Consider the following 13,040-nt stretch of genomic DNA (forward strand, 5'->3'; position numbering starts at 1 on the left):
TTAGTCGACCCACTGACCCTGGGTGAAGGCGACGACAAAAGCGGCCATGACGGGCGCACACAGCCAGATGTAGGCCGGCCGCACCCAGGGACACCGGGTCGCGACCCGAGCGAGCAGCAGGTACATCGGGAAGGCCACCAGAATTGTCCGGATCCCCGAGGCGTAGTAGTTCGAGCTGCTCATCAGCAACGTCGCAACGCCGACGAAGGCAGCCTCACCGAGGCGCGCCGACCACACCAGCGCCACGGTCAGGACTACGCCGACGACCACGGCGGCCATCTCACCACGCCAGAACCAGGTCCACGCCGAGGACTGCGACGCGTCGAAGGCCCCGTGCCAGGTCGCCCGCCATCCCACCCAGGGCCAGTCGATGTCCCGGTGCCAGCCGACCCGCATCGCCCAGGCGTAGGAGTCCCACCGTCCGGTGCGCACCCGTAGGTAGGTGACGAAGGCGAGGACGGGCAACGGAGGCAGCGCGAGCGCGAGTCCCGACGTCGCGAACACCGGTAGCCCCGCGCGTCGCCGGCTGACGACATACTGCACCGCCAGCCCGACGCAGAAGGGGATTCCGGTGACCCTCGTCGAGGCTGCACCGGCGCCGAGCAGGCCGGCGAGCCACCAGTGCTGGCGGCGGGCGGCGAGCCAGGACGTGGTGGCAAAACCGAGGAAGATCGCCTCCGAGTACCCGGCGCAGAGGAATACCGCATAGGGGAACAGCAGCAGCGCGAGGACCGCGAAGTCCGCGGCACGGCGGTCCTGGTCACCCGGACCAGCCCAGAGCCGGATACCGCCGGCGGCCCGTCCGGTCCCACCACGGGCTTGTCCGGTCCCGGCGGCGGCCCGTCCGGTCCCGGCGGACACCGGTCCGGTCCCACCGGACCGGTCGATTGACGCCGAAACCACCGGTCCGGTCGAGGTCGACGCTCCTGCGGCCGAAGTGTCATCGATCTGCATCTGCCAGATGGCCGCCACCGCCACGGCCCCCGCGACGAACGAGACCGCCATCCCCGCGACCGTCCAGTCACCGATGAACAGGTGGGCGAAGCGCATCGCGATCGGGTAGCCCGGAAAGTCCACCTCGGTGTGGTCGGTGTACATCGGGGACTCGTACCCGAACCGCGCGACCTTGGTGAACAGTCCGACATCCCAGCGGTTCCACAGCGCCGACACGCCCGGCAGATCAGCACCCGGTTGACCGGACAGTGCCCGGGATGTGGCCAAGGACAGCACGATGACCGTGACCCGACTGACGAACCAGATCGGCAGGGTCGCCCGGACTGCTTGCGGAATCCAGTTCAGCCACGTCCGGCCTATGCCGGGCGCACCGGACCCGGGCAGCGCGGCCAGGCCGGAATCCGGTTGGGCGCGACCGGTCCGGTCAGGGGGGGGATCTTCCGATGGCACGGTCATGGACCAGCCCCGACGGCCGCCGCCCATCCGCCCGGCCCGGCCTGCGTCGCGTCCCGGTCCGTCGCGGTCGCGGTGTCCGCCGTGGCGCGCATGGCCCGACGACTGCGCCGGTCCGCCGCCCCGTCGAGCACGCCACCCGCCGGGTCGTCCGCTCCGGTGACGCGGACGACGTCCAGTTCGGGCCGCAGGATCTCGCGTACGACCAGCGAGGCGAACACACACAAGGTGAGGTCGCGGATGACGACGGCGCTCACGAACCAGCCACGGTCGATCCCGGACGCTCCGTTGGTGTCGTTGTAGACGAAGTGCAGGAACCGGGTGAGCAGCACATATGCCTCGCTCGCCTGCCAGGCCAGGAACGCCGGCCACCGTGGCCGGGCCAGCGCGGCGAGCGGTACCAGCCACAGCGTGTACTGCGGCGAGAAGACCTTGTTCGTCAGCAGGAACACCGCGATCGTGAGGAACAACAGCTGGGGCAGGCGCGGACGCCGGGGCGCGAACCATCCCAGCGCGGCTATGCCGAGAAGAAGCATCCCCAGTACGACTATCGAAATGATGTTGAGTTTGCCGGTGGGGATGCCGTGCTCCCGGACATCGGTCAGCACCACCGGGACACAGGCCGCGACCAGTAGCCACCCGGTGCACGCCACCAGCACGATCGGCCATCGCCAGGCCGGCCATCGCGACGTCGCCGCGATGGCGATGACGGCCAGCGCGATCCCGACCACCGCCATGGTGAGCAGGTGGACGGCGCCGAACATGTGGGTCGAAAAGGAGCTGGCCAGCCAGGTCGTGGCGAAGGCCAGGGAGTCCCAGTCCGGACCGCGCTCGGAGTTGAGGTCGACGAAGCGCAGCATCGCGTTCGTCCCGTCGCCCCAGTGGCCCCCGAGCTTGCCGAACCAGTCACCACCGGCCCACAGCGTCGTCCAGATGCTGTCGCCGACCCGTTCATCGCCCTTGAAGTACCCGGCAACCAGCCAGAGGGGCACCCAGACCACCAGTGCGGTCACCACGGTCGCGACGAGCGTGCGGACGAAGGGCCGAATTCTGCCCGCACGCAGGGTGAGCACTGCCAGCGGCAGCAGGAACAGCACCGGGTAGAACTTCGTCGCCGCTCCGAGCCCGATCAGGATGCCGGCGAGCGTGGGTGCTCGGCGTGACCAGGCAAGCAGGCCGGCGGCGGCGAACGCCACCGCCAGGATGTCCCAGTTGGTCATGAGATGGAGCACCAGAACGGGCGCGAGCGCGACCAGCGCGGCGTCGAAGGCTCTGGCCCTGCCCGCGGTCAGGGCCGTGGCGAACACCGCGACACAGGCCGCCACCAGGAACAACAGAGCTGTGACGTCATAGAAGGTGGCTGTTCGATGATCGATCGTGTAGCTGGCCACAACCTGGCGGCCACCGTCGTCGCGGTACACCGGCTGCGACGGCGAGGCGAATCCGGCGACGGATGACGCGAACTGCATGGCCGCGCCGATCAGCGGCGGGTACTCGGTGGGGTAGTCGAGGAAGGGCCGCTTGCCGTTGGCCAGGCTCTCCTGGCCGTACAGGGCGACCACGTCGGAGTAGCACATGCGCGTGTACTGGTACTCGTGCGACCAGTTGCGGGTGTCGCGGCACGGTGCCTTCTGGGCGTAGGCCAGCAGGCAGATCAGGACGGTGAAGGCCATCAGGAGCCGCAGTGGTGTCCACCAGCTCCGGTTGACACCGATGCGGGCGTGGGCCCCGGGCGGACCACCGATGAGCATGCTCGCACCGGCAACCACGGGGTCCTCGCCCGACGGGCTCACCCGTCGGGCGGGCGCCGTGGGACGCGACACGTCCGGATCCGTCCCAGGATGTGTCTCCCGGCAGCCATCAACCATGGGGCATTCTCACCCGACCAGCATGGGGCACTGGAACAGCATGCCTTCCATGCGGGGCGCGCCTCGCGCTCAGTGGTCGCCGCCGGACGTCATGAGCTCACTGCATAGACCCGGCCTGAAGCGGCGAAATGTTAATGGTGCCGCTGGTGGGCGATGGTCTGGCCTTCGGTGTCACTGTCGGCTGCACCGGGCCGGGTGGGGTGGTTGCGCCGGCGGTGGGCGAGCTTTCCGGAGTCGGTCGCGACTGCGTGGGGAACGGCAGCACCACTGACGGCACCGGCGCGGGCAGCGGCGGGACGCTCGGCCCGGGGGTCGGCGACGGTGACGCGTTCGTGACCGTCCCGACGTACTTCGGCGCGACAAAGGGCTGCGGCGCCACGCCGGTCAGGGCGCCGTCCATGAAGGCCTTCCAGACCTTGGCGGGATAACCGCCGCCGTAGACACCGCTCATGGCCCCGGGGATTCCGGTCAGCGCGGTCTCCTTGCTCACCCCGCCGTCCCCGCGGAACATGTTCACGCAGGCCGCCACCTGCGGGACATAACCGCAGAACCATGCGGTCCGGAACTTGTCGGTGGTACCGGTCTTGCCAGCCACCGGACGGCCGTCGGCCAACTGCGCGGCCTTGCCGGTGCCGTCCTTGATGACCGACTGCAGAGCGTAGGTCACATCCGCGGTCACACTCGCCGACAGTGCGGTCGTCGATCCCGTCGGACCTTCGTAGATGACCTTTCCCTTGCCATCGACGACCCGGTCGACGAGGTGTGGGGTGGTCGCCTTGCCCCCGTTCGCGAAGGTGCTGTAGACCGCGACCATGTTCTTTGCGCTGATGCCGTCCCGGCCCAGCGTAACCCCGGCGTCGTCGGTGAGCGCGATGTCCTTGGACACGCCGAGGGCGCGCGCGGTGGAGATCACGTTGTCGATCCCGGCGGTGATACCGAGTGGCACGAACACGGTGTTGATGGACTCCGCGGTTGCCTTGACCAGGTTGGGATAGCCGAAGTTGCCGTGTTCCTCGTCGTTGTGAACGACGTAGGTTCCAGTGCCGTCGGCGGAGTTTCCGGGAATCTTCAGCACGTCCGGGGCCTCATAGGTCGAGTTCAGGCTCGCGCCGTGCGTCAGGGCGGTCGCCAGCGTGATCGGCTTGAACGTCGACCCGGGCGGCACCTTCGCCTCTGAGACGTTGTCCTCCCAGAAGGTCTGGCCGTTCGCACCCTTGCCGTAGATCGAACCGCCATACCAGGCAAGGACCCGCCCGGTGCTCGGTTCGACCGCGACCAGCCCGGTTCGCAGATCGGGCACGGCCGTGGACGGCTTCTGGAGCACGTTCGTGACGGCCAGGTAGGCGGCCGTCTGGCGACCCTGATCAATGCTGGTCTGAATGCGCAGACCCTGGAGGTTGATCTGCTGCTCGGTGATACCGGCGGCGATCAGCTCGGCCTTGACCTGGTCACGAATGTAGGCGGCCTGTGGCGATGACACCGCCAGGCCGTTGGACTTGTCCCATTCCTTGGTCACCGGCGGCTTCTTGTCGGGACCGGCGCGGGACGCGCCCAACCATCCCTTGGCGACCATCGTGTCGATCACTTCATGCCAGCGACGCTCGGCGGCGGCCGGGGTCGCCCGCGGGTCGAGCGCGTTCGGGGAGCGGATCAGCCCGCCGATGACCGCGCCCTCCTCGGCCGTGAGGTCCTTGGCGGGTTTGCCGAAGTAGGTCTTGGCCGCGGCCTCGATGCCGTAGCATCCACGGCCGAAGTAGATCGTGTTCAGGTAGAATTCCAGCACATCATCCTTGGAGTACTGCTGATCGATCTTGATCGCCATGGCGATCTCTTTGAACTTCCGGGAGAAGGTCCGTTCCTGGGTCAGATAGGCGTTCTTGGCGTACTGCTGGGTGATGGTGGAACCGCCCTGGGCGATCTCGCCACCACTGAGGTTCACCCAGATCGCGCGGGCGATCCCCTTCGGGGAGATGCCGGGCTCGCTGTAGAAGTTCTTGTTCTCGGCGGCCAGCACCGCGTGCTGGGCGTCCACCGACACCTGGGAGAGCGGAACGTTCGTCCGGTTGACCGTTCCGATCTTGGCGATTTCGGTCCGGCCGTCGGCGTAGGTGATGACCGACGTCTGTTCGGCGGTGTTCACCGTTGCCGGCAGCGGCACCTTTGTGAAGGCCAGGACGAGCGCCACCAGGGCTGCGACCATCAGCACGCTGGACAACAGCCCGAGCAGGACCAGCCGGCGCAACCACCGTGGACGGTTTCGCCAGAACATCGGACCGTGCTTGCCCTGGCCCTTCCTGACCGTGGACGCGGCCGCGCGGCGACCCGCACGCCGGGCCGGGGGGTCGCCGACCTGATCAAGGGCGTCACCCGCAGCCGCGGCGGGCACGTCATCCGGGCGAGGGCGGCGCACGTAGGTGGTGGAGTCGCCGGTGCGCTCGCGGACGCCGATGCGTTCCATCGCGGCGCGGTCCGTCGTGTCGTAGCGGCTGTCGCGCGCCCCACCCCGGCCGTCGGGACCACGATCGGGCGCGCCCGAACCGGCGGTACGGGGATGGTCCCGGCGGACCGGCGGACGGCGCACGTGCGTACGTGCGTTGTCATCGTCGCGCGGGTGCACGTCCCGATCGTAGGGTGGCCTCACTGACAGTCCCGTCCGTTGCGGCAGGGGGTACGGACCCCGCATGGTCGGTGGCTGCCGGGAGACGCTACGCCGCCCCACCTGGACGCACCCACACCGGCTCCGGTAAAACCGGCCTCAGCCGGCCAAAGGGCGTGCGATCGTGGCCTTTCCGCACGCCCGGAGGCCCCACACAGCCAACCCGCCCAAAGGGCGTGCGGGCGCTCTTAGTCTGCCGTGCGCCGACGGCTCCCCCGCCTGACTCGTGGCTGGCCGGTCCCGATCACAAAAGACGTGGTCAGATGGTTCCAGCCACAGGAGGTGCAAACTTCCACGACATAGACGTTCAGCTCGCTGAAGCGCTGTTCCAGCGCCGGCAGATCCCTGGTGGCCCGGACCCGCCCGGAGCTCACGCCAAGCTCGTCACCGTAGGTGTACGTCACGTTGATCAAAGGTTCGTTACGACAGACCGGACAGCGCCGGGTGGTCGCCTCGCCATGATATCTGGCCGCCCGGAGCAGATATGGGTGAGCGTCACAGACGTCTGTCGTCGACACCCTGCCCGCATGCAGGTCAGCGAGTGTCGCTCGCCGGGCGAGCGCGTAGTCGATAACCGACCGTGGGCGCATGGCAAAGACGGTACGCCGGATGCGGCGACCCGGCAGACGGTCCGGACAGATGCGCCCCGAGCGCCGGAGAACCCTCCGAACACGGTGTGCCACGGCCGGCCGAGACACGATCCAACCATCTCGCCGTTCCACACCAGACATCCGTTGTTGCCTTGGATTCCCCGAAGTGGCATCCTCGATGTATCGAAGCGATATGTCTGACCGCTAGATCACCATAACGAGATCACCACGACGAGATCAAAATAGCCAGATCACAACCATCGGTTCAGGCACTCGCTGGATCAGACAACCGCCAGGTCGGTTACGGTGGAGGGAGCGGCAATGCTGGAGTTGGCCGTCCTCGCGCTGCTCTCGGAGAGTCCGATGCACGGCTACGAGCTGCGGAAGCGGCTGAACACCGTGCTGGGTACCTTTCACCGTTTCAGCTACGGGTCCCTCTATCCATGCCTGCGCAAGCTCGCGGCCGAGAGCTACGTCACCGCCGACGACTCCAGTGCCGCGGGTCGCCTCGGCGGCCGCAGCCGCGTTGTCTACACCCTCACGGCCGAGGGCAAGGAACGCCTCGCCACCCTGCTCGGTGAGGGTGGGCCGTCCTCCTGGGAGGACGAGATGTTCGGCGTCCGGTTCGCCTTCTTCGGCAAGACCGACGCGGCTGTCCGACTGCGCATCCTCGAAGGTCGACGCGGCCGGTTGGAGGAACGGCGTGAGAAGGTCCGGTCCGCCCTGACCAGGACCCGCGAGCGGTTCGACTCCTACACCCTCGAGCTGCAGCGCCACGGCCTCGAGTCCGTCGAGCGCGAGGTCCGCTGGCTCACTGAACTGATCGAAACCGAACGGGCCGAGACCGGACGGACGCAACCACCGCCGACCGCCGTGTCCGCGGGGCTGCCACCAGACCTGCCCGCAGCTCCACAATCAACCGGGCCTCCAGGTGCGCAGGAGGATCCATGATCGCGCACCTTCCGGCCAGCGTGCCGACGCCACCGGGCCGGGAGGACAACGGCGACGCGGTCCCGCCCACCGGGTAGTTCGGCGGCACCGCAGGGCCCGCATCCCCGCCCCACCCACCAGCGTCCACAACCAATACCGCTTCACACACAGCCAAAGGGAGCAGACCGTCATGGGTTCGGTACGTGTCGCTATTGTCGGTGTGGGCAACTGCGCCGCATCCCTCGTCCAGGGGATCGAGTACTATCGCGACGCTGAGCCGTCGGCGCAGGTACCGGGCCTGATGCACACCCAGCTTGGCCAGTACCACGTTCGGGACCTGGAGTTCGTCGCGGCGTTCGACGTCGACGCCAAGAAGGTCGGACGCGATCTGTCCGAGGCGATCGTCGCCAGCGAGAACAACACCATCAAGATTGCCGATGTGCCGCCACTGGGCGTCACCGTCGCCCGCGGCCACACTCTGGACGGCCTTGGTCGCTATTACCGCGAGACGATCGCTGAATCCGACGAGGAACCCGTGGACGTGGTGGCCACGCTGCGTGAGTCCCGAGTCGACGTCCTTGTCTGCTACCTGCCGGTCGGCTCCGAGAACGCGGCGAAGTTCTATGCCCAGGCCGCGATCGACGCGGGCGTCGCGTTCGTCAACTGCCTGCCGGTCTTCATCGCGGGCCGCGCGCAATGGGCGGAGAAGTTCCGCGCGGCCGGCTTGCCGATCATCGGGGACGACATCAAGTCGCAGGTGGGCGCGACAATCACCCACCGTGTCCTGGCAAAGCTGTTCGAAGACAGGGGCGTTGTCCTGGACCGCACGATGCAGCTCAACGTCGGCGGCAACATGGACTTCAAGAACATGCTCGAGCGGGACAGGCTGGAGTCCAAGAAGATTTCCAAGACACAGGCAGTGACGTCTCAGCTCTCCCACGACATGGGCCGGGAAAACATCCACATCGGCCCGTCCGACTACGTCTCCTGGCTCGACGACCGCAAGTGGGCCTATGTCCGCCTCGAAGGACGCGCGTTCGGCGATGTGCCGCTGAACCTGGAGTACAAACTTGAGGTGTGGGACTCGCCGAACAGTGCCGGTGTGGTCATCGACGCGGTTCGCTGCGCCAAGATCGCTCTTGACCGGGGTGTCGGGGGGCCGCTGGTCGCCGCATCCTCCTACTTCATGAAGTCGCCGCCGGAGCAGTACCGCGACAACGTCGCACGTGACAAGCTGGAGGCGTTCATCCGCGGCGAGTAGGACGCCCCGCGCGAGGCGTCCCGCGCAAGGCGACCCGGGATGTACGAGAGTGGTCCGGCCACCCGGAGGGGGCGGCCGGGCCACTCTCGTCGTCGCTCACCGTCTGACCGCGGTCAGCTGCATCAGGCATCAGGCATCAGGCATCAGGCGTCAGGCATCAGGTCGCAGTCCTGGTGGGAACCGTTGTCATCGGGCTCGGCTGCGCTGCGGCTGTCGGCAGCCGGCGGACCTTCACTCCCCCGAAGCCGTCCAGATCGGACGGGTCAGACGGGTCGGACGTCCGCCTGCTCAGGTACAGCAGCGCGCACACGATGTACCCGGCTCCGGCGACCAGCACCATAGCCGCCGACCTGCCGGTGGCCGGCAGGGTGATCGCCGCGAGCGCGGCAGCGGCCACGTAGGCGACGTTGAACAGCAGATCGTAGAGGGCGAAGGCGCGCCCCCGGTAGGCGTCGTCGATCTGTTCTTGCACGATCGTGTCGACACAGATCTTGCTGGCCTGGGCGGCGAACCCGATCGGCACCGACGCGACGATCAACAGCACCGAGCTGAACGGCAGACACAGGGAGATCTCGATGATCCCGGCGCCGAGCAGCACGAAGATGATCCACATCTGCTTGCTGACCCGGCGGGTCACCCGCGGCGTCACGAAGGCGGCCGTGACCGTTCCCAACCCGCCGGCGCCCACCAGCAGGGCAAGGCCCGCCAGACCTCCGACGGCGCCCGTGAAGTAGTTACGGTAGAGCAGGATCGCCATAACCGATGTAAGACCATATGACGCCCGGGAACCGGTCAACGCGGCCAGGGCGTACCGGGCCGGCGCCCGCCGCCACAGGTGACCCGCTCCGTCCGCCAGTTCCAGGACCACCTGCCCGACCTCGCCGAGAACGCCCTGCCCGGGCGTGGCGTGCACGGGGCCGAACTCGCCCCGGCCCGCTCGGGCGGCGGTCCCCGCGGCAAGCAGGTAGACGACGCCGGAGAGCGCAGCCACAAAGGCGACACCCGCGTCGTCCCCGCCGATCAGCCCCCGCAGACCACTGCCGATACCGGCGCCGATGAGGGTCGCAAGCGTGCCGGCGGTCGTCGATACGGCGTTCGCCGTGACGAGCCGCCCCGCGGGGACGACCACCGGCAGGCCCGCGGACAGCGCGGCGAGCACAAACCGGTTGACGCTCACCACCGCCAATGCGGCCGCATAGAAGTCGGCACCGGTATGGCCGGCGGCGATCAGCACGACGAGGATGGCGAGCAGTACGGCCCGGGCCAGCGCGCTGACCACCAGCACCCGCTGCCGCGACACCCGGTCGAGCAGGATCCCGGCGAACGGTCCGATGACACTGAACGGCAGCACCACGATCGCCAGCGATGTCGCCAGCGCCGCGGCGGAGGTCGCCCGCTCCGGCGAGAACAGCACATAGCTGACCAAACTCGCCTGGAAGACCCCGTCCGCTGTCTGCGAGGTCAGTCGGGAGCTGAAAAGCCGCCGGAATCCGGTCAGCTCGAACAGTTGTCGCAGATCTCCGGCCCGCGCCACACCATGAGCCTACGGACCCAGCCGGTCATGCGTCCGAGCCGTACCCCCGCTGGCACCGCCCGACCCTCGGATGTGACGCAACGTCACCGTGAACGTCGGTTCGGAGGTCAGTTCGGCAGGTCAGTTCGGCAGGAGGGTGAAGGCTTCAACGTGCTTCGGCCGGACGACGCCGAAGTGACGGCGGTCCAGCGTGGCGATCTCCGTGACGCCCAACCGCTCAGCGAGCGCGATGACCGACGCGTCCACCCCACCGAGAGGGAAGTCCGCATACCGATCAACGAGATCCGCCATACGATCAGGATCCGCAATTTTCAGTTCGGCGACAGCGAAATGACCGGTGACAAACGACCGCAGGAACTGTGCTTCGACACGAGGGCCCGCGTCCCTCTGGAGAAGGTGACAAACCTCTGCAACAACCGGCGGTGGAACGATGAACGGCCCCTTCTCCGGACTGAGGAGATCCAGACTCGCAGCATGATGGCGATCCTTGCGGTTGGCAGCCGCCACGATCGGCCCTGCATCAACGATCAATGTGACCCCACAGTCGCATTGACGATCTCACTGGCCCGCTCGCCAAGGTCCGGATCGCCGTCGAAGCTGGCGAACCATGGCGGCGGCCAACCGGACCCGTCAGAGGCGGGATCGGCGTCCATCCCGGTTACGGCAGGGACGAGCTCGAGGTGGAGACGTGCGCGGCGGCCTCGCGGGACGCCGTGACGCTCCAGCTCGGAGACGAGGTGGTCGTCAACGACGACCTCGAGGTCATAGCAGACCGGTTCTGGAGTAGCCATGCGATCAGGATAGCGCAGACGAACTGCTTGCAAGCAAATTGTCCACAAGAAAAGCGAGTTCTCCACAGGCTATGCCCGCCCAACCGACACCGCCCCGCGGCCTGAGTTCCGCGAGGCGGTGCTGTGTTCGGGGTGCTGTGTTCGGGGTGCTGTGTTCGGGGTGCTGTGTCCGGGGTGCTGTGTCCGGGGTTGGTGACGCGGTCCGGCCACCTCCGGTCAGTCCGGTCAGTTCGGTCCGGTCGGTCAGTTCGGTCCGGTCGGTCCGGTCGGTCCGGTCAGTCCGGTCAGGTCCGGTCAGGTCCGGCAGGACGCTCCGGCGCAGGTGGCTAGCTGGTCCAGCCGCGCGTCGAGCTGGGCGACCAGAGCCGCGTTCTGTGCCATACCCGCCGGGGTGGCGAGCAGGTTCGTGAGTTCGTACGGGTCGGCCGCCAGGTCGTAAAGCTCGTACTGGTGGACCTTGGGCGCCCGGTCGACGTCATACCAGCGGACGTAGAGGTAACGCTCGGTCCGCAGACCTGTCCACGGTGGCAGGTCCAGATAGTGAGCGGTCGCGTTGGTCACCTGCTCGGCGGCGATCCCGTCCTGGCCGTCCTCGCCGGGGCCCGCATACTGCCCCAACAGGTCACTGCGCCACGACGGCGGTTGCTGGCCGTGCAGCATGCCGGCGAGCGACTGCCCGTCGACGTCGGCTGGAACGGTCACCCCGGCCAGCTCCAGGAAGGTCGGCGCCAGGTCGATCTGCGCGACCATGTGACTGTCCGTACCCGCCTTGATGCCAGGTCCGGCGACAACCAACGGCACCCGCAACGACTCCTCGTACGGGGCCATCTTCTGGACGAGACGGTGCGAACCGAGGTTGTAGCCGTTGTCCGAGGTGAAGACGAGATAGGTGTTGTCCAGCTTTCGGGTGTCACGCAAGGTAGTCACAATGTTCGCCACCATGTCGTCGAGGGCGTACAGCGACCCCATCCGATTCTGGTAGTCCCAGTTGTTGGTGGCCAGCACCTGAGCGGACCGCTCGGTCGCGCTGGACGAGAGCCACCACGGCTTGTCCGAGACATCGGGCTCGAGGAAGTTCGGGCTGTGCGGAGCGGTGGCGCTGGCAAACGGGTTGTTGGCGTCCCGGGGCGCCGGTGGCAGGGGCAGGTGTGGCGCGGTGGACGCCGCGTACCAGAAGAACGGCGTGCCGTCAGTGGCGGCCCGGCGGATGAAGTCCGTGGACTTGGCGGCGACTACGTCGGTCGAGTAGTTGGCCGGATTGTCCGGACCGCCGTACTGCACCATCGTGCCGTTCTCGTTCAGCGTGTAGTTGTATCCGGTGTAGAAATTGTTGTTGACGCTGCCATACCATTCCGACCAGCCCGGCGGAATGTGCTCCGGCTCGTTCTCGATTCCGTTCATGTACTTTCCGGCGAGACCGGTGCGGTACCCGGCGTCATGCAGGTATTTGGCGAAGGTCTTCTCCTCGTTACCGTTCGCCGCGAACGTGGCCCAACCACCGACGTCACCGGAGTTGGTGAGCACGCCGGTGTTGTGGCCGTACTTTCCGGTCAGGATCGTGCCGCGAGCCGGGCAGCAGATGGGCGTCGGAGCGAAGCTGTTGGTGAACGTCAGCCCACTGTCCCGGATGAGGGCGGCCGTGTGCGGCATGGCCTCCCAGTACGGCGAGGTGGTCGCGTCCAGGTCGTCGGCAAGGATGAACACGAAATTCGGCCGACTGTCGCTCTTCGCCACGTTCACCGCGGCCAGCGGCGCGGAACTCCTCGCGGATGGCCCGGATCGCACCACGGGAATAGTCACGGCTGCCATCGCGATGACGCCGAGTACGCCAGCGATGCCGAACCGCGCCCGCCGTCCGAGATGTCGATGTCGTGCGGACACCACATGCCTCCTTCTCCGTCCTCCGAGCGGAGCCGGAAACGGCGCGACGTTCGTTCTTCCACGCCGCCGGCGGCCCGCATCCCGAACCACTCGGCAGAGGAACGAAGTCGATCGTGACCGCG

General features: G+C 67.6%; 10 protein-coding genes. 2 read left to right on the forward strand and 8 right to left on the reverse strand.

Going from position 1 to position 13,040, the window contains the following annotated elements:
• The 4 genes from U9983_RS07605 to U9983_RS07620 all read right to left on the reverse strand — a co-directional run bounded on the left by U9983_RS07605 (position 1) and on the right by U9983_RS07620 (position 6,521).
• The gene (locus U9983_RS07605; protein WP_322753342.1) at positions 1–1,410 is read right to left on the reverse strand and encodes a hypothetical protein; all 1,410 of its coding nucleotides are present in this window, start codon (positions 1,408–1,410) and stop codon (positions 1–3) included.
• Positions 1,407–3,230, reverse strand: coding sequence for a glycosyltransferase family 87 protein (locus tag U9983_RS07610; protein ID WP_322753343.1), 1,824 nt, complete (start codon positions 3,228–3,230; stop codon positions 1,407–1,409). The genes U9983_RS07605 and U9983_RS07610 overlap by 4 nt, the downstream gene beginning before the upstream one ends.
• 142 nt (positions 3,231–3,372) lie before the next feature.
• Positions 3,373–5,916 carry a transglycosylase domain-containing protein gene (locus U9983_RS07615; RefSeq protein ID WP_322753344.1) on the reverse strand — a complete coding sequence of 848 codons (2,544 nt, stop codon included), beginning with the start codon at positions 5,914–5,916 and terminating at the stop codon, positions 3,373–3,375.
• A gap of 203 nt (positions 5,917–6,119) precedes the next feature.
• Positions 6,120–6,521 (reverse strand): DUF5318 family protein, encoded by a 402-nt coding sequence (locus U9983_RS07620; RefSeq protein ID WP_322753345.1) that lies wholly within the window; start codon positions 6,519–6,521, stop codon positions 6,120–6,122.
• A gap of 321 nt (positions 6,522–6,842) precedes the next feature.
• Here U9983_RS07620 and U9983_RS07625 point away from each other — a divergent pair, with 321 nt between their 5' ends.
• The gene (locus U9983_RS07625) at positions 6,843–7,472 is read left to right on the forward strand and encodes a PadR family transcriptional regulator (protein WP_322753346.1); all 630 of its coding nucleotides are present in this window, start codon (positions 6,843–6,845) and stop codon (positions 7,470–7,472) included.
• 169 nt (positions 7,473–7,641) lie between these two features.
• Entirely contained in the window at positions 7,642–8,712 is a 1,071-nt protein-coding gene (locus tag U9983_RS07630; protein WP_322753347.1) for an inositol-3-phosphate synthase, read from the forward strand.
• A 157-nt stretch (positions 8,713–8,869) separates the two neighbouring features.
• Here the strand turns inward: U9983_RS07630 and U9983_RS07635 are convergent, their stop codons facing one another.
• The 4 genes from U9983_RS07635 to U9983_RS07650 all read right to left on the reverse strand — a co-directional run bounded on the left by U9983_RS07635 (position 8,870) and on the right by U9983_RS07650 (position 12,918).
• Positions 8,870–10,246: an MFS transporter gene (locus U9983_RS07635; RefSeq protein WP_322753348.1), complete on the reverse strand. Its 1,377-nt coding sequence runs from the start codon at positions 10,244–10,246 to the stop codon at positions 8,870–8,872.
• A gap of 120 nt (positions 10,247–10,366) precedes the next feature.
• Complete coding sequence (locus tag U9983_RS07640) at positions 10,367–10,777, reverse strand: type II toxin-antitoxin system VapC family toxin (RefSeq protein ID WP_322753349.1); 411 nt, start codon at positions 10,775–10,777, stop codon at positions 10,367–10,369.
• A complete protein-coding gene (locus U9983_RS07645) occupies positions 10,774–11,037 on the reverse strand; it encodes a hypothetical protein (RefSeq protein WP_322753350.1) in 264 nt (87 codons plus the stop codon). The genes U9983_RS07640 and U9983_RS07645 overlap by 4 nt, the downstream gene beginning before the upstream one ends.
• A 294-nt stretch (positions 11,038–11,331) precedes the next feature.
• Positions 11,332–12,918 carry a sulfatase gene (locus U9983_RS07650; protein ID WP_322753351.1) on the reverse strand — a complete coding sequence of 529 codons (1,587 nt, stop codon included), beginning with the start codon at positions 12,916–12,918 and terminating at the stop codon, positions 11,332–11,334.
• Positions 12,919–13,040: the final 122 nt, after the last annotated feature.

The organism is Protofrankia sp. Cas3 (genome assembly GCF_963555955.1).
Classification (GTDB): Bacteria; Actinomycetota; Actinomycetes; order Frankiales; family Frankiaceae; genus Protofrankia.